Below are 24,994 nucleotides of genomic sequence, written 5' to 3' on the forward strand. Positions count from 1 at the left end.
CGGTGCTGAGAGGGAGGTCCCCGGCGCCGGCCCGGTCGGGGCAGCGGGGTCACGATGTGGCTCCGGGGCCTCCCCGTCTCATGCCTCCGGTCCGAACGGCCGGGCGCGTGGGGCCCGTGGTACGGGTCCCCCGGCCGTCCGGACCGGAGTCGTGGTTGAACGTAACACCGCCGCAAGGTCTTGCGAAAGGTTTTGCGTCGTACGAAACCCCGGTGCCGCCCATCTGGCGCGAGAGTGTGCGCAGAGGGTTGACCGGGGTTTCCGAGGGTCGTACGGTCTCGACCGAAAACGGCGTTGAAATGTTTCTGCAACATCCTTCAGCGGCCTTACGGGCATGGCGCGTTGCCGGACAAGGTCACACTCACTCCCGCAGGAGGCCCTCATGGCTGGCCGAAAGACCAAAGTCCGCAGACCCGTCGCCGCAGCACTCGCCCTGGTCGCGGGAGCGGCAGGTGGCATCGTCGCCGGCGCCCCGCAGGCGCAGGCCGCCCCGCCCGGCACCAAGGACGTCACCGCCGTGCTCTTCGAGTGGAAGTTCTCCTCGGTCGCCAAGGAGTGCACCCAGCGCCTCGGCCCCGACGGTTACGGCTACGTCCAGGTCTCCCCGCCCCAGGAACGTCTCCAGGGCGAGGCGTGGTGGGCCGCCTACCAGCCCGTCAGCTACAAGATCGGCACCCGGCTCGGCGACCGGGCCGCGTTCAAGAACATGGTCGACACCTGCCACGCGGCCGGCGTCAAGGTCGTCGCCGACGCGGTGATCAACCACATGACCAACGCCTCCGGCACCGGCTCGGCCGGCTCCGCCTTCACCAAGTACGACTACCCGGGCACCTACTCGGTCAACGACATGGACAGCTGCAAGGCGCCCATCAGCAACTACCAGGACCGCTGGAACACCCAGAACTGCGAACTGGGCGGGCTGGCCGACCTGGACACCGGCGAGGAGTACGTGCGGGGCAGGATCGCCGGCTACCTGAACGACCTGCTGTCGCTGGGTGTCGACGGCTTCCGCATCGACGCGGCCAAGCACATGCCCGCCGACGACCTGAAGAACATCAAGTCCCGGCTGACCGACCCCGGCGTCTACTGGAAGCAGGAGACGCTGTACGGCGCGGGCGAGGCGGTCTCCCCGAGCGAGTACACCGGTACGGGCGACGCCCAGGAGTTCCGCTACGGCTGGGACCTCAAGCGCGTCTTCAACAACGAGAAGCTCGCGTACCTGAAGAACTTCGGCGAGGGCTGGGGCTACCTGCCCAGCGGCTCGGCCGCCGTCTTCGTCGCCAACCACGACACCGAACGGCACGGCCAGACGCTCAACTACAAGGACGGCGCGAACTACACCCTCGCGCACGTCTTCATGCTGGCCCTGCCCTACGGCGCCCCGGACGTGCACTCCGGCTACGAGTTCAGCGGCAACGACGCGGGTTCCCCCGACGGCGGCCAGGTCAAAGCCTGCTACAGCGACGGCTGGAAGTGCCAGCACGCCTGGCCCGAGATCAAGAGCATGGTCAAGTTCCGCAACACCGCCCGCGGGACCGGCATGACCAACTGGTGGGACAACGGCAACAACGCCATCGCGTTCGGCCGCGGCGACAAGGCCTACGTGGCCATCAACCACGAGGGCTCCACGGTCAACCGGACCTTCCAGACCTCCCTCGCCGCGGGCAGTTACTGCGACGTCCAGAGCGGCAGGAGCGTCACCGTCAACGGCTCGGGCCAGTTCACCGCCGCCGTCGCGCCCAACACCGCGCTCGCCCTGCACACCGGGGCCAGGAGCTGCTGACCGCGGCCCGCCCCGCACGACCGGCCGCCCGGCTCCCGCTTCCCCGCCGCCGGGCGGCCCGCCCCGATCCGGGTCCCATCGCCGGGCCGGCTCACGTCCCCGCTGGCGCCCTCACGTTCCGTACCGCCCCCTGCCGCACCACACAAGGAGAAGTTTCCCTTGACCGGCTCCCCTCGCCGCACCCTCGTCGCCACGGCCATCGCCCTGCTCGCCGCGGTCGCTCCCCTGACGTCATCGGCCACCGCGGCACCCCGGGCACCGGCCGCGGCCGACGCGCCCGCCGCGCTCGACCTGTCCACCTCCCGGGCCCAGTGGATCGACGAGAACACCGTCGCCTGGGACGTCCAGGGAGACGCCGCCTCCCAGGAGTTGGTGTACGCACGTGACGGGCAGCTCACCGTCAAGGACGGCGAACTCGCGGGCACGGGGCAGCGCATCCGCCTGACCCCGGCGGCGGGCGGCCTCACCGCGGCCCAGCGTGAGAAGTACCCGCATCTGAAGAGTTACGCGGCCTTCACCGTCGACCCGCGCGACCGCGACCGGGTCCGCCACGCGCTGACCGGCCAGCTCGTCGCCACCCGCAGCAGCGCCGACGGCACCCTGATCAGCGCCACCGGCGTCCAGACCCAGGGCGTCCTCGACGACCTCTACAGCGCTGCGGCCACCAAGGCCGCCCTCGGCCCGCAGTTCAAGGGCGGCCGCCCCACCCTGGCCCTGTGGGCTCCCACCGCCCAGTCCGTCAGCCTCGAACTCGACGGCAAGCGCGTGGCGATGCGGCGCGACGACGCCAGCGGCGTATGGTCCGTCGCCGGCGCCAGGAGCTGGTCGGGCAAGCAGTACCGGTACGTGGTGAAGGTGTGGGCGCCCAGCGTCCAGAAGGTCGTCACCAACAAGGTCACCGACCCCTACTCCACCGCGCTCACCGCAGACTCCGAGCGCAGCATCGCCGTCGACCTCGACGACCCGAAGCTCGCCCCCAAGGGATGGGCCCAGCTGAAGAAGCCGAAGGCCACGCCGCTGCGCGACGCGCAGATCCAGGAACTGCACGTCCGTGACTTCTCCGTCGAGGACCGCACGGCCAAGCACCCCGGCCGGTACCTGGCCTTCACCGACACGGCCTCCGACGGCATGAAGCACCTGCGCAAGCTGGCCGAGGCGGGGACTTCCTACGTCCACCTGCTGCCCGCCTTCGACATCGGCACCATCCCCGAGCGCGCCGCCGACCAGGCCGAGCCCGACTGCGACCTGACGGCGCCCGCCCCGGACTCCGACGCGCAGCAGGCCTGCGTCACCAAGACCGCGGCCAAGGACGCCTACAACTGGGGATACGACCCGCTGCACTTCACGGTGCCGGAAGGCAGCTACGCGAGCGACCCCGCCGGGACCCGCCGCACGGTCGAGTTCCGGCGGATGGTGCAGGGCCTCAACGGCTCAGGGCTGCGGACCGTGATGGACGTCGTCTACAACCACACGGTGGCCAGCGGCCAGGCGGACAAGTCCGTCCTCGACAAGATCGTGCCCGGCTACTACCAGCGGCTGATGGCCGACGGAACGGTCGCCACCTCCACCTGCTGCGCCAACACCGCCCCCGAGAACGCCATGATGGGCAAGCTCGTGGTCGACTCGCTGGTCACCTGGGCCAAGGAGTACAAGGTCGACGGCTTCCGCTTCGACCTGATGGGTCACCACCCCAAGGCCAACATCCTGGCCGTGCGCAAGGCGCTCGACGCACTGACCGTCAAGAAGGACGGCGTCGACGGCAAGAAGATCGTCCTGTACGGCGAGGGCTGGAACTTCGGCGAGATCGCCGACGACGCCCGCTTCGTCCAGGCCACGCAGAAGAACATGGCGGGCACGGGCGTCGCCACCTTCTCCGACCGCGGCCGCGACGCGGTGCGCGGCGGCGGCCCCTTCGACGGTGACCCCGGCGTCCAGGGCTTCGCCAGCGGCCTGTTCACCGACCCCAACGCCTCGAAGGCCAACGGCACCCCGGCCGAGCAGAAGGCCCGGCTCCTGCACTACCAGGACCTGCTCAAGGTCGCCCTCACCGGCAATCTCGCCGGCTACACGTTCACCGACTCCGCCGGAAAGCGCGTCAAGGGCTCCGAGGTCGACTACAACGGCGCCCCGGCCGGCTACGCGGCCGCCCCCGGCGACGCCCTCTCCTACGCCGACGCCCACGACAACGAATCGCTGTACGACGCTCTCGCCTTCAAGCTGCCCGCGGACACCACGGCCGCCGAACGCGCCCGCATGCAGGTGCTCGCGATGGCGACCGCCACCCTGGCCCAGGGCCCGTCCCTGTCCCAGGCGGGCAGCGACCTGCTGCGCTCGAAGTCCCTGGACCGCAACTCCTTCGACAGCGGCGACTGGTTCAACGCCCTGCACTGGAACTGCCGGGACGGCAACGGCTTCGGGCGCGGCCTGCCCCCGGCCGCCGACAACAAGGACAAGTGGGCCTTCGGGAAGCCCCTGCTCACCTCCCCGACCCTGACGCCGGGGTGCGCCGAGATCAACGGAACGTCGGCCGCCTACCAGGACCTCGTGAAGCTGCGCGCGACCGAGCCCGCCTTCTCCCTGGCCACCGCGGGCCAGGTCCAGTCGCGGCTCGCCTTCCCTCTCTCGGGCACCGCAGCCGAGATCCCCGGCGTCATCACCATGGAGCTCGGGAACCTCGTGGTCGTCTTCAACGCGACCCCGGAGGCACAGCGGCAGCACGTCACGGCCCTGAAGGACACCGCGTACGCCCTGCACCCCATCCAGGCGAAGGGCGCCGACCCCGTGGTCAAGTCGGCTGCGTACGACCGGAGTTCGGGCACCTTCGACGTCCCCGCACGCAGCGTCGCCGTCTTCGAGCGAGGCTGAACCAGGGGCCTGACCCGGCCCCGCGAGACATCCCATCCGGGCTGATGGCGCGTCGGCCCTCCCACGTACCCCACTGCGTACAGGAGGCTGCATGTCGCACCACAGAACACGCCTGCTCGTGGCCGCCGTCCTGGGCGGTCTGCTCCTGACCCTGTTGCCAGGGTCGGGGAGCGCCGCCCAGGGCACGGTCGCGGCCACCGCGGCGGAGCCCGCGACCATGCTCGGCGGGGACCCGCGCAAGGACGCGATCTACTTTGCGATGACCGCGCGCTTCAACGACGGCGACGCGACCAACAACCGGGGCGGCAACCAGCACACGTCGTCCGGGAACGCGGCCAACGAAGACCCCATGACCCGGGGCGACTTCAAGGGCCTCGCCGAGAAGCTGGACTACATCAAGGGCCTCGGCTTCTCGGCGGTCTGGATCACCCCGGTGGTCATGAACCGGTCGGACTACGACTACCACGGCTACCACGGATACGACTTCTACGAGATCGACCCGCGCCTGGAGTCGGACGGCGTCTCCTACCAGCAGCTCATCGACCGGGCGCACGCCAAGGGCATGAAGATCTATCAGGACGTCGTCTACAACCACAGCTCGCGCTGGGGCGCCAAGGGCCTGTTCACCCCGACCGCCTTCGGCGTCCAGGACGCGGAGTGGGGCGACTACTACGACGACAAGGTGGAGGGCAAGGAGTACGACCCGCTCGACGAGGACGCCCAGGGCAACCCCTACAACGGCGACCGCTGGTCCACCGCGGAGCCGGCGGGCAACACCTGCAAGGACTGGGGCAAGCAGTCGGGCACCGGCGCCGACGGCCGGAAGATCTACAACTGCCAGTGGCCGAGCCCCACATCGGGCATGTTCCCGAAGTCCGCGTACCACCAGTGCTGGATCGGCAACTGGGAGGGCGAGGACTCGCGCAGCTGCTGGTTGCACGACGACCTGGCGGACTTCAACACCGAGAACACCGATGTGCAGCAGTACCTGATCGACGCCTACAACAAGTACATCGACATGGGCGTGGACGGCTTCCGCGTCGACACCGCCGTGCACATCCCGCGCACCACCTGGAACCGCCGCTTCCTGCCCGCGCTGCACGACAAGCTGGTGGCCAAGTACGGCGCGGACAAGGCCGACGACTTCTACGTCTTCGGCGAGGTCGCGGCCTTCGTGCACGACAAGTGGAACCGCGGCTCGGTCAACCACTCCGCGCAGTTCTACACGTGGAAGGAGCGCAAGGAGTACAGCGCGGATGACGCGGCGGCGTCCTTGGAGATGTACGCGTACGAACAGGCGCAGGGCACGGGCAACCAGCCGACCAGCACCAACGCGTTCCTGGAGGGGAACAGTTACCACGCCCCGGACCGCACGAAGTTCTCCGGCATGAACGTCATCGACATGCGGATGCACATGAACTTCGGTGAGGCCTCGAACGCGTACAACAACGGCAAGGACTCCGACGACTCCGTCAACGACGCGACGTACAACGCCGTGTACGTCGACAGCCACGACTACGGCCCGAACAAGTCCTCCACCCGCTATGCGGGCGGCACCGACGCCTGGGCCGAGAACATGGCCCTGATGTGGACCTTCCGCGGCATCCCGACGCTCTACTACGGCTCGGAGATCGAGTTCCAGAAGGGCAAGCAGATCGACTGCGGTCCCAAGTGCCCACTGGCGACGACGGGCCGTGCCTACTACGGCGACCGCCTCCAAGGAACGGTCACCGCATCGGACTTCGGCACGTTCGACAGCGCGAGCGGCGAGGTGGCCAAGACCCTGGACCAGCCCCTGGTCAAGCATGTGCAGCGGCTCAACCAGATCCGCCGGGCCGTGCCCGCGCTCCAGTCGGGCCAGTACTCGACCGAGGGCATCAGCGGCCAGATGGCGTACAAGCGCCGCTACACCTCGGGGTCCGTCGACAGCTTCGCCCTCGTCACCGTCTCCGGCGACGCGAGCTACAGCGGCATCCCCAACGGCACCTACACCGACGCCGTCACCGGTGACAAGAAGACCGTGACCGACGGCAAGCTCTCCGTCGCGGCCCCCGGCAAGGGCAACCTGCGCGCCTACGTGCTCGACCTGCCGGGCAACCCGGCACCGGGCAAGGTAGGCACGGACGGCCCCTACCTCAAGTAGCCTCGCCCCTCGCGGACGGCAGATGGATCAACCCCGCCTCCGTCGGACGGAAGCCGCAGGCGGCGAAGTAGAAGTCCCGTAGCCCGGGTTCGAAGTCGACGTGCAGCCACTCGCAGCCCGATTCCCGCGCATGCGCTGCGGCCAGGCGGACGACTGACGTGCCGATACCGCGACGCTGGTGCGAGCCCCGGGTCTTCGTGTCGAGCAAGAAGGCGTGGTCTCCGCCGTCCCATGCCACGTTCACGAATCCGACGAGGAGGTGCTCAGGGTCACGTGCCGCCACCCAGCCGAGGCTGTGCTTCTGGATCTTGTTCCACCAGCCGGCCACGGCGTTGCCGCCGTGCGACCGGACCAGGTCGGTCAACTCCTCGTCGGTGATGGGGTCGCGCCATGTGTAGTCGATCGCTCCGCTCGCTTTGTTCATCCTGTGAGCGTCGGCGACCGGGCCCGGCGGGACAACTGCCTTAGTTGCCTCAGTCGTCAGTCCCTGCGTGCGCTGCCCGCGAGACGGTCGGCGAACGCGGCGACCATCTCGCGCAGTTCGGCGGGGCGTTCGATCTTGAACGGCAGGTCGAGGGAGGCGAGGGCCGGGGGCAGCCAGTCGAGGTGTTCGGCCCGCAGCTCGACGCGCGGCCAGTGCTCGGGCCCGGCGGCGAGATCCGCGTCCGCCGCGGGTGTCGGCTCGTGAAGGGTGGCGACACTGGCGGGGAGCCGCGCGCGGATCTGCTCGGCCGTTCCGTTGATCCGCAGGGTCACCTCATGCCGGTACGGCGCCGCGGCGAGGCCCGACAGGAGGCGTTGCGCCGCGTCCGGTCCATCGGGTGCCTCGAACGTTCCGGGCTGGGTCCGCGCGTCCGCGACGCGATCGAGTCGAAAGGTCCGGTCCTCGCCGATCCCGGGGTCATGACCGGTGAGATACCACCGGCCCGAGTGGGCGACGATCCCGTACGGGTGCAGCGTGCGCCTGCTGCTGCGTCCTTCGCGGTCGGTGTACCGCATCGAGACCGGCCGGCGGTGCCGCACGGCGTCGGCGACGGCGAGCAGCGCCGCGCCGTCCGGGGTGCCGGACCCGGCGGACGGCTGGGTGAAGGCGAGCGACTCCGTGACCGCGTCCAGCCGCCGGGCGACATGCGGGGGCAGCGCCCGCCGGATCTTGGCCGCCGCCGTTTCGCTCGCTGTGTCCGTCGCGGTGGCAAGCCCCGTCCGCTGGCCCGCGATCAGGCCGAGGAGCACGGCGAGCGCCTCGTCGTCGCTGAGCATGAGGGGAGGCAGCCGGTAGCTGGGCGCCAGACGGTAGCCGCCGTACCGGCCGCGCACCGATTCGACGGGCACGTCGAGGTCGTTCAGGTGCTCCACGTACCGCCGCACCGTGCGCTTGTCGACGTCGAGCCGGTCGGCGAGTTCGGCGATGGTCCGCAGGCCGCCCGACTGGAGCAGCTCCAGGAGGGTGAGGACGCGGCTGGTGGGTCGGGACATGATCCGAGTCTAGGGCTGATAGAGGGCGGATTCTGTCCCCTATTGGTCCTAGCGTGGGGAGCGCAACCGCACCACATCACCTGCAGGGAGAACGCCGTGGACTTCGTCTCGATCCGCATCATCACCGACGACGTGGAGCGCCTCGCCGCGTTCTACGAGAAGGCCACCGGGCTCCCGGCGACCCGGTACACCGAGGACTTCGCCGAGCTCCAGGCCGCCAGTTCCACGCTCGCCATCGGCAGCACCCGCACCGTCCCGCTGTTCGCGCCGGGATCCTCCCGGCCGGCGGACAACCACTCCGTGATCCTCGAGTTCCTGGTGGACGACGTGGACCGCGTGCACCAGAACCTGATCGGCTTCATCGACGAGTTCGTCAATGAACCCACCACCATGCCCTGGGGCAACCGGTCCCTGCTCTTCCGCGATCCCGACGGCAACCTCGTCAACTTCTTCACTCCGGTGACCCCGGCCGCCAGGGAGAAGTTCGCGGCGTAGGAGGCCTCGGCCCTCAGGCGGGAACCAGTCGGTAGGAGTCGCCCTCGGGGATCACGTGGCCTGCGGTGGGCGGCGGGAAGTGGCTGCCGAGCAGCAGGGTCCGGGTGCCGGAGAGCGAGCCGAGGAGCTCCCGGCGGGTCCTGGTCGCGGCCGCGGCGTCGATGTCCACGCAGCTGCCCAGATCGGGGTGGACCAGCTGGACGGGGTGGTGGACGCAGTCACCGGTGATGAGCGCGCTCTCGCCCTGACTGCTCAGCTCCACCGCCACCTGGCCCGGCGTATGACCCGGGGTGGGACGCAGACGGACGCCCGGCGCGATGTCGGCGCCTTCAAGAGGTACGTCGACGAGGTCGAGCAGTCCGGCGTCCTTGATGGGGTCCACGGAGTCGCGGAACATCTGGCGCCGGGCCTCTTCCATGTCGACACCGGCCCAGTAGTCGTCCTCGGCACGGCTCGTGAGGTAGCGGGCATTGGGGAAGGTGGGCACCCAACTGTCTCCGTCCGCCCGGGTGTTCCAGCCGTCGTGGTCGGTGTGCAGGTGGGTGAGGACGACGAGATCCACTGTCTCGGGTGCGAAGCCGGCCCGTTTCAGCCGCGCCAGGTAGTCGCTGTTCAGGTTGTTCCACGCGGGGTTGGCCCGCTGCTTGCCGTTGCCGATGCCGGTGTCGACGAGCACGCGCAGCCCGTTCGTGTCGATCGCGAAGCTGTGGCTCGCCAGCCGCAGGACGCGCTGGTCGTCGGCGAAGTCCGGCTGCAGCCAGGGGGCTTGGGCCACCACCTCGGGCGTGGCTCCGGGCAGCAGCCAGGGGCCCGTCTGCGGGGGCAGGGCTACTTCGTCGACGCGGTGGACGGTGAGGTCTCCCACGGTCCAGGCCGGCAGGTCGGTGGCGTGGTGGGCGGGGGTGGGCATGGGAGGTGCTCCTCTGCGTGGCGCGAGTGCCTGGTATTTGCGTGGCGCGAGCGGCTGGTGTGAGTTCGCCGCTAAAAGCAATCTGTTTGCGTTAAGTCAACGTAAGCCCTACTGTCTCGCTAACGCAAACCATTAGCTTTTGAGTGCTGCCGGGCGGACCGCCGCCCCGCGCGGCGCGACGAGCCGAGCCGAGAGGGCCCGCATGGACACCACCGGACTCACCCCGCAGGAGACCGCCCGATGGGCGCTCCGCGCGGGCCTGCCGCTGGCGAGCGACCGCCACGAGGAGGTAGCGGCGACCGCAAACCACATCCGCTCCGTCATCGCCACGCTGCGCGAACTGGACTTCGGGGACACGCCGCCCGCGATGACCTACACGGCCGGACTGGAGGACCTCGATGCATCCGTATGAGCTGTCACTGACCGACGCCGCCCGAGCCATCGGTGCGGGGGAGCTGTCCCCGGTCGAGCTGACCGATTCGGTGCTGGATCGCATCGGCGCGGTGGAAGCGCGCCTCCAGGCCTACGTCACCGTCGCCGCGGACTCCGCCCGGAGTGCGGCGGCCGAGGCCGAGCGCGAGATCGCCGAGGGCCGCTCGCGCGGCCCGCTGCACGGCATCCCCATGGGTCTGAAGGACCTGATCGACGCCGAGGGCATGCCCACCACGGCGAGCTCCCGCGTGCGGGCGGACCATGTCGCCGAAGGCGACAGCGCCGTCGCCGCGCGCCTGGCCGCGGCCGGAGCGGTGCTGCTCGGCAAGACCCACACCCACGAGTTCGCCTACGGGCTGACCACCCCGCAGACCCGCAACGCCTGGGACCACAGCCGGGTCGCCGGCGGGTCGAGCGGCGGCTCGGCCGTCGCCGTCGCGGCCGGAGAGGCCACCTTCGCGCTGGGGACCGACACCGGCGGATCGATCCGCGTGCCCGCGGCGCTCAACGGCGTGGTGGGCCTCAAGCCGACGTACGGCCTGATCCCCCGCCACGGAGTGACCTCCCTGTCCTGGTCCCTGGACCACGTCGGGCCCCTCACCCGCACGGTGCGGGACGCGGAACTCGTCCTCGCCGCACTGGTCGGGTGGGATTCGGGCGGCCCGGCGGCGTCGGGCGGCCGGACCTCCCCGGAGGCCGGTGACCTGTCAGGACTGCGGGTGGGCGTGCCGCGCAACTACTACTTCGAGCGCATCAGCCCCGAGGTCGAGGAGAGCGTGCGCCGGGCCATCGGGCAGCTGGAGCACCTGGGAGCCGAACTCGTCGAGGTCGAGATCCCCATGACGCGCTACATCCAGGCCACCCTGTGGGGGTTGATGGTCCCCGAGGCGACCGCGTACCACGAGGGGACGCTGCGCTCGACGCCTGACCTGTACGCGCCGGACGTCCGCGTCCTCCTGGAGGCGGGCGAGTTCGTGACCGCGGGCGACTACCTCCGGGCCCAGCGCGCGCGGACGTTGATGCGCGAGGCCTGGGCGCGGCTGTTCGGCCGCGTCGACGTGATCGCGGCCCCGGCGGTGCCGATGACGGCGGCCAAGTCCGGCCAGGACAGCGTGCGGTGGGCGGACGGCACGGTGGAGGCCGTCTCCGACAGCTACGTCCGGCTCTCGTCACCGGCCAACGTCACGGGGGTGCCGGCGCTGACCCTGCCCGTCGGCCAGGATCGCGCGGGCATGCCGATCGGCATGCAGCTGATGGGGCGCCCCCTGGGTGAGGCGACCGTGCTGCGGGTCGGGCGGGCCTATGAGGCGGCCGGCGCCGGAGCCGGGCGGCTTGCGCCGACGGCGGCCTGAGCTGGTGGGGCGGTCGTGGCGGCGGCACCACCTAGAAGCTACGATTTTGCATTAAGGCGGTAAGGTGGAGTCATGAGTCCCAAGCCCATGGTTCGGCCCGGAGGGCGCAGCGCCCGGGTCCAGGAATCGGTCCACGCGGCAGTCCGTGAGCTACAGGCCGAGCTGGGCCGCGAGGCGCTGACCGTCCCTCTGGTCGCCGCCCGCGCGGGCGTGACGCCGTCGACCGTCTACCGCCGGTGGGGGGACCTGCAGGAGCTCTTGTCGGACGTCGCGGTCGAACACCTGCGCCCTGAAGAGCTGCCGGCCGACCTCGGCAGCCTGCGGGCGGACCTCGGCGCGTGGGCGGAGCAGTTCCTCGACGAGATGGCCTCCCCTGCGGGCCGCGCGTACATCAGGGACGCCCTCCTGGGGAACCCGGACGGCAGCAACGCCGGCCAGTGTTCTGCCTTCGCGGCGGACCAGATCGACGTCGTTCTGGCCCGTGCCTCGGAGCGGGGCGAGGCCGCCCCGGACGCCGAACAGGTCATCGACCAGGTCGTGGCGCCGATGATGTACCGCATCCTCTTCCGCCCCAGCCGGCTGGACGCCGCCTATGCGCGCGCACTCGTGGAGCACACCCTCGCGCAGCCCTGACTTCGGCGGCGCCGGAGAGGGGCAGGGTGCGGCTGGTGATGGGCACCGCCCATGCCACGCGCTCATGCCAGCCGCCCCATGCAGCCCGTTGAACGTCCTCTGGCGAACAGAATCAGCCCGGAACGGAGCATCTTCGCGCACTTGCGATCGTCATGAGAGACGGCGGCACCAGCTATTTGTCGCTTTGCTCGGGGATGCGCTGCCGTGCGCTACGGACCGCTAGCGTGTGGCCCGCACTTGTTCCCGTCGGGCCCTGTGGGCCCCGGAGGTGAGAGATGGCGGTTGCCGGCTCGGCGTCGGTCGGAACGATCCCGGTCCAGCACCTCCGGGCGGGCGATCATGCTTTCGTCAGTTACGCCGACGACGATGCGGGCCGCGACGTGGTGTCCGCCTTCGCGTGGGCGGGGCTCGTGAAGCGCGAGAAGGTGATGGTCTTCGCGGCTCCGCACCTGCACGAGGAACAGGTGTGGAACCGGCTCGACGCGCCGGGGGCCCTGCTGGGAGCCGCTCGCGAGAACGGGCAGCTGGTGCTCAGCAGCATGCGCGCCCTCATCCACCCCCAGGACGCGTTCACTCCCCACCGGCAGTGGGACCGCATCACCGAGGAGACCGACCAGGCCTTGGCCGAGGGCTACAGCGGGCTGCGCACCTATATCGACATGCACTGGGTGGGGGATCTGGGCGCCGATGTCCAGGTGATGATGCACCGTGAGTCCCACGCCCAGCATCTGTTCACCGGCCGCCCCTATACCGAGATCTGTGCCTACGACAGCCGCTGGTTCGACCCCGGTGTCCTGACGGCCATGCATGAGGCACACCCCTGCCGACTGCTGCCCCGCCTGGGTGCCCTGCACGTGGAACACGCGGAGGGGCTGGTGCAGTTGACCGGCGAGGCGGACATCGCCACCCGGGAGGACTTCATCGGCGCCGTGCGCGAGGGGCTCAGGCGCAGCGAGAATGCCCAGCCCCTGACCGTGGACCTGGGCGGCCTGGTCTTCCTCGGCGTCGCCTGTGCGGTGGACCTGCTGCGGCTGGTTCTGGAGCATGCGCACGGACCGGTCCGGGTCCACTGTCCACCGACACCGGCCCGCATACTGCGCCGAGCAGGCGCCGACCAGGTGCCGCACATGGTGATCAGTGAGGTGGACCGCTGATGACGACCACGCCAGGCCCCCGCGAGGTCCCTCCCGTCACCCTGTTGGAATCACGCTTCACCCAGGACGACCTGCCCCGGCTGCGGATGCTCGTCGACCAGTACGCGGACCACCTAGGTCTTGCCGAGCCGCGCCGCAGCGAATTCATCGTGGCCCTGGACGCCGTGGCGGTCAACGCGGTCGAGCACGCGGGCGGCGGCGGCACCCTGGTCCTCCAGCGCAGCAACGGCCATCTCGCCTGCCACATCCACGACTTGGGCCCCGGCTTCAGCGCCGACGTCATCCCCGTGCTGGCTCCCGGCCTCGACGGCCACGCGGGCGGGCGGGGCCTGTGGCTCGCCGGCCTGCTCACCGACGAGCTCACCATTTCCGGGGGCCCCGGCGGGTCGATGGTGACCCTGACCGTGAACCTGTCCCGGTAGCGGGCCGCCGGAGCGCCTGGGCGCTTCGGTGATCAGGCGGCGCAGGGGTGGCGGCCACCCCTGCGGGCCAGCCGTGGCGCGGACGGCGCGGCAGGCCTAGCCTGGGCGGAAAGTCCCGTTATGGGGCCATGTCCGCGTGCCGGAAGGTTGACACTCTTGAGCGCGTCCCACGAGCAGCAGGACCCGCCGGAGCCCAGCGTGGGACCCGCCCCCACCGGTGCTCCGGAGTCCCGCCCCTACCACCATCCGGCCGCCGGCTGGGGAGCCGCCAAGGGCGTGACCCAATTCCTCGTGCGCGAGCGCGCGTTGGTGGACGGGCCGCGGGCGATCAAGCGGATGAACCACGAGGACGGCGGTTTCGACTGCCCGGGCTGCGCCTGGCCGGACGACACCAAGGGGCTGCACCTCGACATCTGCGAGAACGGCATCAAGCACGTCACCTGGGAGATGACCCGCAAGCGGGTCGGCCGGGAGTTCTTCGCCGCGCACTCGGTGACCGAGCTGTACGGCTGGAGCGACTACGACCTGGAGAACCAGGGCCGGTTGACGGAGCCGATGGTCTACGACCCCGAGAGCGACCACTACGTACCGATCAGCTGGCAGGACGCCTTCGAGGTGGTCGGCGGCGCACTGCGCGGCCTGGACGACCCGAACCGGGCCGCGTTCTACACCTCGGGCCGGCTGGGCAACGAGGCCACGTTCCTCTACCAGCTGATGGCCCGCGAACTGGGCACGAACAATCTGCCGGACTGCTCCAACATGTGCCACGAGGCCAGCGGCCGCGCGCTCAAGGCATCGCTGGGCACCGGCAAGGGGACCGTCGACCTCAAGGACTGGGAAGCCACCGACGCGCTGTTCATCCTGGGCGTCAACGCGGCCTCCAACGCGCCCCGGATGCTCACGGCCCTCGCCGACGCCCACGACCGCGGTGCCCAGATCGTGCACATCAACCCGCTGGTCGAGGCCGCCGCCACCCGCACCATCGTCCCGCACGAGTTCACGGACATGGCGCTCAACAAGGCGACGCGGACCAGCACCCTGAACCTGCAGCCGCGCATCGGCGGCGACATGGCCCTCCTGCGCGGCATGGCGAAGGCGATCCTGGAACAGTCCGGGCACGACCCGAAGGCACTGGACCGGGAGTTCATCGACCGGCACACCACCGGCTTCGACGCGTACCGCGCCCTGTGCGAGGCCACGCCGTGGGAGGAGATCGAGAAGCAGTCCGGGGTGAGCCGCGCCGACGTCCTCGACGCGGCCCGCGTCTACCGCGACGCCGACCGCAGCATCGTCAGCTGGTGCCTGGGCGTCACCCAGCACGAGCACGGCGTCGACACGGTCCGGGAGATCGCCAACCTGCTGCTCCTGCGCGGCAACGTGGGACGGGAAGGGGCGGGGCCGTCCCCGGTGCGCGGGCACAGCAACGTCCAGGGCAACCGCACCTGCGGCATCGACCACCGCCCCACCGAGGAGTTCCTGAGCCGCCTGGCCGAGGTCTGCGACATCGACCCGCCCCGCGAGCACGGCCTGGACACCGTCGCCACCATCAAGGCGATGCACCGGGGCGAGGTGAAGGTGTTCGTCGCCATGGGCGGCAACTTCGCCCTCGCGGCGCCCGACACCCCCTACACCTACGAGGCGCTGCGCAGCTGCGACCTCACCGTCCAGGTGAGCACCAAGCTGAACCGCAGCCATCTCGTCCACGGCCGCCGGGCCCTGATCCTGCCGTGCCTGGGCCGCACCGAGAAGGACCATCAGCGCAGGGGCGTCCAGAGCTCGTCGGTCGAGGACTCGATGAGCATGGTGCACCTGTCCATCGGCATGAAGCGCCCCGCGTCCCCGCACCTGTTGTCCGAGCCCGCGATCGTCGCCGGCCTGGCCCGGGCGGCGCTGCCCGACAGCGCCACCCCCTGGGAGTGGTACATCGAGGACTACGACCGTATCCGCGACACCATGGCCCAGGCCCTCGACGGCTTCGAGGACTTCAACCGCCGGGTACGGCTGCCGCTCGGCTTCCGCATCAAGCAGCCCGCCCGCGAGCTGGTCTTCCTCACCCCGTCGGGGCGCGCCGAGTTCTCCGCCGCCGCCCTGCCCGACGTCGTCCCCGCCCCCGGCACCCTGGCGCTCGGCACCATGCGGTCGCACGACCAGTGGAACACCACCATCTACTCGGACAACGACCGCTACCGGGGCATCAAGAACCTGCGCACCCTCGTCTTCATGAACCGCGACGACATGCGCGAGCGCGGCATCGCCCACTCCGCCCCGGTCGACATCACCAGCACGGCCAAGGACGGCAGCAGGCGCCACCTCAACGGCTTCCTCGCCATCCCCTACGACATCCCCCGGGGCTGCGCGGCCGGCTACATGCCCGAGATGAACGTGCTGTGCGCACTCGGCGACTTCAGTACCCAGAGCGACCAGCCGATCATGAAACACGTCAAGGTCACGGTCAGGCCTTCGGGGTGTGGCGCCGCAGTTTGACGGTGTAGTTGGTCCGCGTCGAGGGCTCCCCGTCGGGGCCCGTCAGGGCGTGCTCATGGGTGTCGCAGACGAGTACGTCCCACTGCTCGGCCGGCAGGTCGAGAGAGGCCAGGACCTTCTGGGGGCCGGGGAAGTCCACGCCGGGGTGCGGTTCGGTCTCCCAGGCGGGAAAGCCCATGTGGCCGACGATCAGGAGGATGCCGCCCGGCGCCACGGCCGCGGCGGCGTTCCGCAGGATCTCCTCGCGCGGCATCTCGTGCAGGGAGTGCAGGAACTGGGCGGAGACCAGGTCGTGGCGGCCGGCCGGGAAGGACGTGCCGAGATCGTGGTGCTGCCAGTCGACGCGGTCGGCGACCTGCGCCTGGGCCGCGTGCTCGGCCGCGCGGCCCAGGGCGACGCGGGAGATGTCGGTGGCGGTGACGCGCCAGCCCTGCCGCGCCAGCCAGATCGCGTCGCCGCCCTCCCCGCAGCCCAGGTCCAGGGCGCTGCCCGGGGTCAGGCCCTCGGTCTCGCGGACGAGTGCGGCATTGGGCTCGCCGCTCCACAGACGGCCGCTCTGGTTGTAGCGCTCGTCCCAGAACGCTGCGGCCGATCCGGCGGCGGAAGCGGTGGGGGAGTCGGTGGGGGTGTGGGTGTGCTGCTCGCTCATGGGTGCTCCTTCTGCTCTCCGGCAACCCTGCGCGTGGCCATGACGGCTTGACAAAGATATTTGCCACGTCGGCAAATGGAGGGATGAGCGACGAGGCCGAACTCACGGATGTGCTGACCGCCGTCGGACCGCGGCTGCGGGCACTGCGCAAGGCGCGGGGCGCCACGCTGGCCCGGCTGAGCGAGGAGACGGGGATCTCCCTGAGCACGCTCTCGCGGCTGGAGGCCGGGCAGCGCGAGCCGACCCTGAAGCTCCTGCTGCCGCTGGCCAAGGCGTACGGCGTACCGCTGGACGAGCTGGTCGGCGCGCCCCAGACGGGCGACCCGCGCATCCACCCCAGGCCGTTCATGCGCCACGGCAACACCTGGGTCCCGCTGACCCGCTACCTCGGCGGCATGCATGCCTACAAGCAGGTCATGCCGGTCGCCAAGCACGGCACCCGGCAGGCCGCGCGCCCCGAGCAGGGCACGCACGAGGGCCACGAGTGGCTTTATGTCCTCTCCGGCCGCCTGCTGCTGGCCCTGGGTGAGCACGACCTCGTGCTCACCGCGGGCGAAGCCGCCGAGTTCGACACCCGCACCCCGCACGGCCTCGCCAACGCCGGTGACATCCCCGTGGAATTCCTCGCCCTGTACGGGGCTCAGGGCGAGCGCATGCACCTTCGCGTCCGGCCGGGTGGTGACGGCGAGGGCGAGGGGGCCTAGCGGACGGGGTCAGGCGGTGCGCAGCGCCGGGTCGCTGGTGCCCGGCTCGCCGGTCTCCACGTGCCCGGCGAACCGGCGCAGGTAGGCGCTGTCGCTGTCGGACCGTACGCGCAGGTCGTACCAGCGCTTGCTGTGGCCGAGGTCGACCCAGCGGCTCTGACGGCCGCCCGGCGCAATGGTGATCTTGGTGCTCTTGCCGCCGTAGGCGTTGGTGATCGTGATGTCGCAGGAGTTCTCGGCGGGGTTGGTGAAGGTGAGCTTGACGCGGCCGCTGTCCCGGTCGTGGTGGGCGGTGACCTCCGGGCTCGCGGTCGCGGCGGTGCCCTCGTAGGTGCGCAGGTAGCCGCCTGGGCCGTGCACGGTCAGTTCGTACGTCCCCTCGGAGGGGCCGGTGCTCCAGGTGTCGGAGATCTTCTTGCCGGACTCGGCGGTGTAGGTCCAGGGCCCGTCGTCGCGGTTGCCGGAGGTGACCAGGAAGCAGGCGCCGGTCTCGTCACCCGGGGTGAAGGTGAGCTCGATGCTCTCCTTGGAGGGCTTGACGGCCGCGGTGACCAGGGGAGCGTAGGGCAGCGGCCGGGTGGGCCGTGCGCCCTTTTCCTGCTTGGGCAGGGCCGGGGCGGCCGGCGGGGAGTGGGTGTAGCTGTCGTGCCGCTCGTGGTCCGGCGGCTCATAGCCGTCGGTGCTCGGCAGGGACGCGGGCTTGGTGTGCTTGAGGCTGAAGTCGAAGGCGGAGGTGAGATCGCCGCAGATGGCGCGGCGCCAGGGGGAGATGTGCGGTTCGTGGACGCCGAAGCGGCGCTCCATGAACTGGATGACCGAGGTGTGGTCGAAGACCTCGGAGCAGACGTAGCCGCCGGTGGACCACGGGGAGACGACGAGCGTGGGCACCCGCATGCCGAGCCCGTAGGGGCCCGCGCTGTAGTCGCTGTCGCCGGGGAAGACATCGAGCTCGGTCTCGACGGTGGACGCGCCCCAGGAGGAGTCGGCCGGCGGGTAGGGCGGCGGCACGTGGTCGAAGTAGCCGTCGTTCTCGTCGTACGTGATGAACAGGGCGGTCTTGCTCCACACCTCGGGGTCGGACGTCAGCGCGTCCAGGACCTGGGAGATGTACCAGGCGCCGTAATTCGCGGGCCAGTTGGGATGCTCGCTGAATGCTTCGGGAGCGGCGATCCAGGATATCTTCGGGAGTTTCCCTGCCTTCACGTCCGCCCGGAGGTCGTCGAGAAGATCGCCGCCTTCCTTGACGTTCGTTCCCTTGCACGCCTTTTCGTAAAGGGCGTCGCCGGGCTTGGCGTCGCGGAACTTGTTGAAGAACATCAGCGAGTTGTCGGCGTAGTTCCCGCGGTAGGCGTCCTCCAGACAGCCCCACAGCCCGTCCTTCGTGAGTCCGTCGCCGATGTCCTGGTAGATCTTCCACGACACCCCGGCCTTCTCCAGGCGCTCGGGATAGGTGGTCCAGTCGTAGCCGACCTCTTCGTTGCCGAGGACCGGTCCGCCGCCCTTGCCGTCATTGCCGCAGTGCCCGGAGTAGAGGTAATAGCGGTTGGGGTCGGTCGCTCCCATGAAGGACGAATGATAGGAGTCGCAGACCGTGAAGGCGTCGGCCAGCGCGTAGTGGAACGGTATGTCGTCCCTGGTCAGATGGGCCATCGAGCCCGATGTCTTGGCCGCTGTCCAGTCGTCGTACTTGCCCTTGTTCCATGCCTGGTGTCCGGTCTCCCAGTCGTGGCTCAACCCGGCGATGAACTGCATTCCCAGGTCGTCGGCGTCCGGGTGGTAGGGCAGGACCTCCTCGCCGCCGCCGGACTGGTGCCACACGGACTTGCCGCTCTCCAGGACCATCGGCCGGGGATCACCGAATCCGCGGACGCCGTTGAGCGTGCCGAAGTAGTGGTCGAAGGAGCGGTTCTCCTGCATGAGCACCACGATGTGCTCGACGTCGTCGATCGACCCCGAGCGGGCGGAGGGGGGAATGTCGACGGCACGCATGATGCTGGCGGACAGAGCCGCGACGCCGGCGGTGCCACCCGCTGCCTGGAGGAAGCGTCGGCGGTTGAATGCGGGCATGGAGCTGAACCTCTGAACTGTGGGGGATAGAGGGCCGGTCACCGTAGACCGGCCCGCCCTCAAGACGTCAAATAGTGAGAAGAAAAGGTGAAGGACCGGGGATATTTCACCTCCGGACGCAACGGGGCGGTCCTTCGGGACATCGCCCGGTCGGTGAGACCCTGTGGCTGGCTCCTCGTGAGAGGGCGAGCACCGAACCGGAGGATCAGCAGGCCATGCCAGAAGCAGTCGACGCCCCCGTCATCCTGAGCAACGCACCCGGCTCCTTCCCCCGGAGCGTGCTCGCCGAGCGGCACCCGGCCCTCATCAAGAAGGTGCGCGACGCCTTCCCCTACGGCCCGCGACAGCATCGCGCCCTCGACGCCCTGCTGACACAGGCCACGCAGGGCGTGATCGAACCGCTGGGGCCCGAGGCGCACGACCGCGACCTGTGGGAGGCCTGGGGGAGCAAGTACTTCGGTCTGTCCTGGTTCGACGTCCCCTTCCTGTGGTCCGAGAGCTACTTCTACCGCCAACTGCTGACCGCCGTCGGGTACTTCGAGGACGGCCCCTGGCGGGGCATCGACCCGTTCCGTCCGTTCAAGCAGGCCGAACTGCACACCGGGGAGGCCGACGCGGAACTGGCCGCGCTCGATGCGCTGGCCCCGCGGCCCCTCGACGAGCAGCGTCAGGCGCTGCTCCTGGGCTCGCTGTGGGGCAACCGCGCGGACCTGGGGTTCGCCGTGGGGGGTGGCGCGGCCGGGGCCGCCGACTCAAAGCTCGTCGCCGACGACTCCGCGCTCCTGTGGTCCCTGCTGCCCGAGGGCGGCGCGGGCACGCTGTGCCTGGTCGCGGACAACGCCGGACGCGAGCTCCTGCCCGACCTGATCCTCGTCGACCACCTGCTGCGGCATCGGCGCGCCGAGCGGGTCGTGCTGCACGTCAAGCCCTACCCGTACTACGTCTCGGACGCCATGACCGCCGACGTGATCGACTGCCTGCGCCACCTGACCGGCGCGCGGGGCGCCGCGGCGGAGGTGGGCGAGCGCCTGTGGTCGGCCATGGGTACAGGGCTGCTCACCGTCCGCAGCCACACTTTCTCCTGCGCCCCGCTGCCGTACGCCGACATGCCCGACGACCTCCGCCAGGAGTTCGCCGATGCCGACGTGACCGTCCTGAAGGGCGACCTGAACTACCGGCGCCTGGTCGATGACCGGCTGTGGCCCGCCACCACACCGTTCGCGGAGCGCACCGCGTACTTCCCCGGCCCGGTGGCCGCCCTGCGGACACTGAAGTCCGACGTGATCGTCGGCCTCGACGCGCGGACCGAGGCGGCGCTGACCGCCGAGCACGGCCAGGGGTGGCGCACCAGCGGCACCCACGCCCTGATCCAGGCGCGGCGGTGACCCGCAGGGGTGAGGGGAAGCGGGGACCCGCAGAGGTGAGGTGACCTCAAAGGCTTTGCCTTTCCCCCTCGCGGTCGTTATCGTTCGAACGGTCCTGTTGTCTCCGATAGAGGTGGACGTTGCGCATCTGAGGTTCGCGAACATCGCGCCGTACGGCACTCGCCGTACGCCCGTCACGCCGCCGCCGGCCCTGCCGTGCCGCCCGTGACCCCGCGTGGATGCGACCTCGGTGCATGAGCCGTCCCTCGATCTACGGGACCGCCACACCTCCCTCTTTCCCGGTCGGTCGCCGCGTGGTGCTCGCATACGACGCCCCCTGCCCGCCGCGCCTGCGACTGCGAGATTCCCCATGTCTGTACCCACCACGCCCAGCGCCTCCCTGACCGCCTCCGCCCTGTCGTTCCAGTGGCCGGACGGCACGAGCGTCTTCGACGGGCTCTCCCTGAGCATCGGCCGGGGCCGCACCGGCCTCGTCGGCACCAACGGCACGGGCAAGTCCACCCTGCTGCGGCTGCTGGCCGGTCAACTGCGTCCCTCCCAGGGGTCGGTGACCGTCGGCGGCAGCCTCGCCTACCTGCCGCAGAACATCACCCTCGACACGACCCTGCGCGTCGACCAGGCTCTTGGCATCGCCGAGCGGCGTGACGCGCTGCGCTCCATCGAGGCCGGTGACGTACGCGAGGAGCACTTCGAGACGGTCGGCGACGACTGGGACGTCGAGGAACGGGCCCTGGCCACCCTGGGTTCGCTCGGGCTCGGCGACGTCGAACTCGACCGCACCGTCGGCCAGTTGTCCGGCGGGGAGACCGTCCTGCTGCGCCTTGCCGCGCTGCTCCTGGAGCGCCCGGACGTCCTCCTGCTCGACGAGCCGACCAACAACCTTGACCTGTTCGCGCGCCGCCGGCTCTACGAGGCAGTCGACTCCTGGCGCACCGGTGTCCTGGTCGTGGTCAGCCACGATCTCGACCTGCTCGAACGCGTGGACCACATCGCCGAACTGCGCTCCGGGGCGGTGAGTTGGTACGGCGGCGGCTGGTCCGCCTACGAGGAGGCGCTGGCCACCGAGCAGGAAGCGGCCGGGCGGATGCTGCGGTCCGCCGAGGCCGACGTACGCCGCCAGAAGCGCGAACTGGAGGAGGCCCAGATCAAGGTGGCCCGCCGCCAGCGGCACAGCAAGAAGATGGACGCCCAGCGGCGCGCCCCGCGCATCGTCGCGGGCGAGAAGAAGCGCTCCGCCCAGGAGTCGGGGGACAAGCTGCGGGGCCTGCACGAGGAGCGGCTCAGCGAGGCACGCGAGCGGCGTGAGGAGGCCGCGGACGCGATCCGCAACGATGCCGAGATCCGCGTCAGCCTGCCGCACACCGCTGTACCGGCGGGTCGCACGGTGCTGACCGTGCGCGAACTGCGGCCCCAGTACGGCAAGTTGCGGGAGGGCAGCCTTCAGGTGCGGGGGCCCGAACGCATCGCCCTCGTCGGGCGCAACGGCGCCGGCAAGACGACGCTGCTGCGCACCCTCACGGGGGAGTTGGCCCCGCTGTCCGGCGAGGTCGACACGTCCGTGCCGTTGCGGTTCCTGCCGCAGCGCCTGGACGTCCTGGACGACGGGTTGAGCGTCGCGGCGAACGTGTCCCGGCTGGCTCCCGGGCTCACCGACAACCACATCCGCTCCCAGCTGGCACGCTTCCTGTTCAAGGGGGCGCGCGCCGAACAGCTGGCGGGCACCCTCTCGGGCGGCGAGCGCTTCCGCGCGGCGCTCGCGGCGATGATGCTCGCCGCCCCGGCACCGCAGCTCCTGATGCTGGACGAGCCGACCAACAACCTCGACCTGGCCAGCGTGCGCCAACTGACCGGCGCACTCGCGTCGTACGAGGGAGCGCTCCTGATCGCCAGCCACGACCTGACCTTCCTGGAGTCGGTCGGCGTCACCCGCTGGGTGCTGGTCGCGGAGGAGCTCCAGGAGACATCCGCGGAGGAGGTCCGCGACGTCCTCGCGGCGCCGCACGGGGACCGGCAGGACCCGGGCGCCTGAGCTGCCCCGCAGGGGCAGTTATCCGGCCTCTTCGCTCAGTGGCCGGAGTCTGGAGGCCGTGACGGCCGCGGAGACGAGTGGGAGGTCCAAGTGCCGTGCCACCAGGACGAGATGGTCCCGCTCCTGTTCTTCGGGGACCCTGCCGCCGGGCATGGCCTTCAGGCGCGCGTGGTCCGGCAGCGGCGGCCGGCCCTGGCCGCGCGCGTGCGCCGCGTGCAGCACGACGGCGGCTGCCTGGGCCGCGACCAGGTCGAAGTCCGCGGGCAGGTCGGCCTCCTGGTCGGCCAGGTCGGCCACCGCCTGGGCCGGTGCGTCGCTCCACCACGGGCTCAGGACGCGCTCGCCCTCGCGGATCTCGGCCAGCCGACGCAGCAGCTCCACCCGCCAGTTGCGCCACCAGAACAGCGGCTGCGGGGCGAGGACGAGCTGTCCGTCGTCCTCGCCGTGGAGTGTCGCCACCTTCCACAGCCGTTCCATCGTCCGGCAGTCGCGGCGCTCCGCGCGCCGGGAGCTGAACACCAGCCGGGCCAGCGCGAAACTGGCGGCCACGCCGCTGGCGATGGTGGCGAGCCAAGCCCCCTCGGCGAGGAAGTCGAGTCGGTGGTCGCCCGTGCCGACGGCGGAGATCACCGCGGTCAGGGTCAGGGCGATGTTGGCGATGTCCAGGGCCACGGCGGTGGCGAACGCCGTCAGGCTCTTCTGCAGGGCCAGGTCGAGGTCGGGGCGCCCCGGCATGACGACGCCGCGGCACTGCCGCATGGTGACCAGCGCGGTGGCGACGATGCCGGCCGAGTAGACGAACTGGAAGGCGACGACCTGCCAGGTGTCGGCGTAGGCCGCGGCGTAGCGCAGGGGGCGTGCGGGGCCCTGCACGTCGGCCCAGGCGTAGAGGACGGCCATCAGGAGGATGGCGCTGCCGTACACCGGCGCCCAGGTCGCGATGGTGCGCCGCAGGACGGCCGGCTCCTTGCGCGCCGGGTGCCAGAGCTGGGTCATCAGATGGGCGTGGCCCAGGCACAGCAGGGTGGCGGAGTTGACGACGAGCGCCGCGATGTTGGGGGAGCCCGTGGTCGCTCCCACGGCCCGGTAGACGTCGGGCGTGCAGAGCAGGAAGATCACGCCGCAGTGGATCAGGACCGAGGCCGTCAGCTTGAGGGTGAGGTCCGGATTGCCCCGGGCGGCCTGCGCCTTGGCCACCCCCAGGGTCAGGGCGAAGGCGGCGATCGCCAGGTTGACCGTGGTGAGGATCAGGTGCCACATCAGTGGAACCGCCGGTTGGCGAAGGCGGACGTGAGTGACCCCGCACCCTTCTTGCCGGTCAGCTGGAGCGCCGCGACCGTCCCGAACGCCTCCGCGCGCCACTCCGCCTTGCGCTCGAACGTCGTACGGAAGAAGACGGGGCCGCTGAGCACTTCGTCGGCCAACCCCGGCGGCAGGGAGGACAGTTCGCTCTCCAAAGCGTCGGAGCCCTGGAAGTGGTGCCCGCTGACGCAGTCGTCCTCCTCGCCCTCGAGCAGATGGAAGAGCTCGTGGCCCAGGATGAAACGCTGGTGGTGCGGGCTGGTGTTGGTGGTGATGACGATGCGGTCCCCGTCCTTGCCCGGCAGGCACATGCCCGTCGCCTGCGGGCTCAGCGAGCGCTGGACGATCTCGATGGGGCGGCCGCGCTTCTTCCCGACGGCCTCGACCAGGTCCATCAGTCCGGCGTCGGGTTCCAGTCCGAGTTCCTTGTAGATGAGGCGGGCGGCGCGCCGCTCTTCCATGCTCCAGGCGAGGCGTTTGCTCAGGGCCGTCGAGACCCGGCCGGGGATCAGGCGGCTGGGGCCGGTGCGGTGCCCGGGTTCGGGGGTGCCGGTGGAATGCATGGGGTCAGCCCTCCCAAGGCGCGTCCCGCGCTGGGTGTCGGCTGCCCAGCGTGCGACGGTCATCCGGAGAGACATGGCACTGAAGGATGCGGGCGTCGCCCGCGTTCACGCTCCCCGTTCGTGACAGGCAGTCTCCGCTGGCCTGC

General features: G+C 70.5%; 18 protein-coding genes and 2 pseudogenes. 13 read left to right on the top strand and 7 right to left on the bottom strand.

All coding sequences use genetic code 11. The features are described from left to right. Positions 1–382: 382 nt before the first annotated feature. From ACZ6ZP_RS25045 to ACZ6ZP_RS25055, 3 genes and pseudogenes are all read left to right on the top strand, one after another. A pseudogene (locus ACZ6ZP_RS25045) lies at positions 383–1,780 on the top strand (alpha-amylase); the annotation flags it as partial. Positions 1,781–1,942: 162 nt separating this feature from the next. Continuing rightward, positions 1,943–4,648, top strand: coding sequence for a pullulanase-type alpha-1,6-glucosidase (gene pulA, locus ACZ6ZP_RS25050; RefSeq protein ID WP_469408455.1), 2,706 nt, complete (start codon positions 1,943–1,945; stop codon positions 4,646–4,648). Between the two features lie 160 nt (positions 4,649–4,808). Further along, positions 4,809–6,791 (top strand): annotated as a pseudogene (locus tag ACZ6ZP_RS25055) (alpha-amylase family glycosyl hydrolase); the annotation flags it as partial. Here ACZ6ZP_RS25055 and ACZ6ZP_RS25060 read toward each other — a convergent pair. After that, positions 6,784–7,215 carry a GNAT family N-acetyltransferase gene (locus ACZ6ZP_RS25060; protein ID WP_468615813.1) on the bottom strand — a complete coding sequence of 144 codons (432 nt, stop codon included), beginning with the start codon at positions 7,213–7,215 and terminating at the stop codon, positions 6,784–6,786. The pseudogene ACZ6ZP_RS25055 and the gene ACZ6ZP_RS25060 sit on opposite strands and share 8 nt — an antisense overlap. A gap of 56 nt (positions 7,216–7,271) precedes the next feature. Continuing rightward, positions 7,272–8,267: a helix-turn-helix transcriptional regulator gene (locus tag ACZ6ZP_RS25065; protein ID WP_469408457.1), complete on the bottom strand. Its 996-nt coding sequence runs from the start codon at positions 8,265–8,267 to the stop codon at positions 7,272–7,274. A gap of 96 nt (positions 8,268–8,363) precedes the next feature. Between ACZ6ZP_RS25065 and ACZ6ZP_RS25070 the strand changes: the two genes are divergently transcribed. Next, a complete protein-coding gene (locus ACZ6ZP_RS25070; protein WP_469408458.1) occupies positions 8,364–8,762 on the top strand; it encodes a VOC family protein in 399 nt (132 codons plus the stop codon). Positions 8,763–8,775: 13 nt separating this feature from the next. Here the strand turns inward: ACZ6ZP_RS25070 and ACZ6ZP_RS25075 are convergent, their stop codons facing one another. Further along, positions 8,776–9,672 (bottom strand): MBL fold metallo-hydrolase, encoded by an 897-nt coding sequence (locus ACZ6ZP_RS25075; RefSeq protein WP_469408460.1) that lies wholly within the window; start codon positions 9,670–9,672, stop codon positions 8,776–8,778. Between the two features lie 202 nt (positions 9,673–9,874). Here ACZ6ZP_RS25075 and ACZ6ZP_RS25080 point away from each other — a divergent pair, with 202 nt between their 5' ends. The 6 genes from ACZ6ZP_RS25080 (at position 9,875) to ACZ6ZP_RS25105 (ending at position 16,149) form a co-directional block, all read left to right on the top strand. After that, positions 9,875–10,084 (top strand): hypothetical protein, encoded by a 210-nt coding sequence (locus ACZ6ZP_RS25080; protein ID WP_469408461.1) that lies wholly within the window; start codon positions 9,875–9,877, stop codon positions 10,082–10,084. Then, positions 10,071–11,456 (top strand): amidase, encoded by a 1,386-nt coding sequence (locus ACZ6ZP_RS25085; protein WP_469408463.1) that lies wholly within the window; start codon positions 10,071–10,073, stop codon positions 11,454–11,456. Before ACZ6ZP_RS25080 ends, ACZ6ZP_RS25085 begins: the two co-directional genes overlap by 14 nt. A 72-nt stretch (positions 11,457–11,528) precedes the next feature. Beyond that, complete coding sequence (locus ACZ6ZP_RS25090; protein WP_383825961.1) at positions 11,529–12,089, top strand: TetR/AcrR family transcriptional regulator; 561 nt, start codon at positions 11,529–11,531, stop codon at positions 12,087–12,089. Positions 12,090–12,364: 275 nt separating this feature from the next. Continuing rightward, positions 12,365–13,243, top strand: a complete 879-nt coding sequence (locus ACZ6ZP_RS25095) for an MEDS domain-containing protein (RefSeq protein ID WP_351169361.1) — start codon at positions 12,365–12,367, stop codon at positions 13,241–13,243. After that, positions 13,243–13,665, top strand: a complete 423-nt coding sequence (locus ACZ6ZP_RS25100; protein ID WP_469408465.1) for an ATP-binding protein — start codon at positions 13,243–13,245, stop codon at positions 13,663–13,665. Before ACZ6ZP_RS25095 ends, ACZ6ZP_RS25100 begins: the two co-directional genes overlap by 1 nt. 156 nt (positions 13,666–13,821) lie before the next feature. Next, positions 13,822–16,149, top strand: coding sequence for an FdhF/YdeP family oxidoreductase (locus ACZ6ZP_RS25105; RefSeq protein ID WP_469408466.1), 2,328 nt, complete (start codon positions 13,822–13,824; stop codon positions 16,147–16,149). Here ACZ6ZP_RS25105 and ACZ6ZP_RS25110 read toward each other — a convergent pair. After that, positions 16,118–16,798, bottom strand: a complete 681-nt coding sequence (locus tag ACZ6ZP_RS25110; protein ID WP_399981810.1) for a class I SAM-dependent methyltransferase — start codon at positions 16,796–16,798, stop codon at positions 16,118–16,120. The genes ACZ6ZP_RS25105 and ACZ6ZP_RS25110 overlap by 32 nt on opposite strands. An 83-nt stretch (positions 16,799–16,881) precedes the next feature. On the opposite strand from ACZ6ZP_RS25110, the gene ACZ6ZP_RS25115 reads away from it, so the two are divergent. Continuing rightward, complete coding sequence (locus tag ACZ6ZP_RS25115; protein WP_351169349.1) at positions 16,882–17,502, top strand: helix-turn-helix domain-containing protein; 621 nt, start codon at positions 16,882–16,884, stop codon at positions 17,500–17,502. 9 nt (positions 17,503–17,511) lie between these two features. Here the strand turns inward: ACZ6ZP_RS25115 and ACZ6ZP_RS25120 are convergent, their stop codons facing one another. Further along, entirely contained in the window at positions 17,512–19,569 is a 2,058-nt protein-coding gene (locus tag ACZ6ZP_RS25120; protein WP_469408467.1) for a phosphocholine-specific phospholipase C, read from the bottom strand. 215 nt (positions 19,570–19,784) lie between these two features. Here ACZ6ZP_RS25120 and ACZ6ZP_RS25125 point away from each other — a divergent pair, with 215 nt between their 5' ends. Continuing rightward, positions 19,785–20,954 carry a damage-control phosphatase ARMT1 family protein gene (locus ACZ6ZP_RS25125; protein WP_469408469.1) on the top strand — a complete coding sequence of 390 codons (1,170 nt, stop codon included), beginning with the start codon at positions 19,785–19,787 and terminating at the stop codon, positions 20,952–20,954. A 349-nt stretch (positions 20,955–21,303) separates the two neighbouring features. Continuing rightward, positions 21,304–22,983, top strand: a complete 1,680-nt coding sequence (locus tag ACZ6ZP_RS25130) for an ABC-F family ATP-binding cassette domain-containing protein (RefSeq protein ID WP_469408471.1) — start codon at positions 21,304–21,306, stop codon at positions 22,981–22,983. 18 nt (positions 22,984–23,001) lie between these two features. On the opposite strand, the gene ACZ6ZP_RS25135 is transcribed toward ACZ6ZP_RS25130, so the two are convergent. Continuing rightward, positions 23,002–24,243 (bottom strand): DUF6545 domain-containing protein, encoded by a 1,242-nt coding sequence (locus ACZ6ZP_RS25135; protein ID WP_469408472.1) that lies wholly within the window; start codon positions 24,241–24,243, stop codon positions 23,002–23,004. Next, positions 24,243–24,848, bottom strand: a complete 606-nt coding sequence (locus ACZ6ZP_RS25140; RefSeq protein WP_361467507.1) for an ImmA/IrrE family metallo-endopeptidase — start codon at positions 24,846–24,848, stop codon at positions 24,243–24,245. The genes ACZ6ZP_RS25135 and ACZ6ZP_RS25140 overlap by 1 nt, the downstream gene beginning before the upstream one ends. Positions 24,849–24,994: the final 146 nt, after the last annotated feature.

It is taken from the genome of Streptomyces sp. NPDC054047, assembly GCF_055585065.1.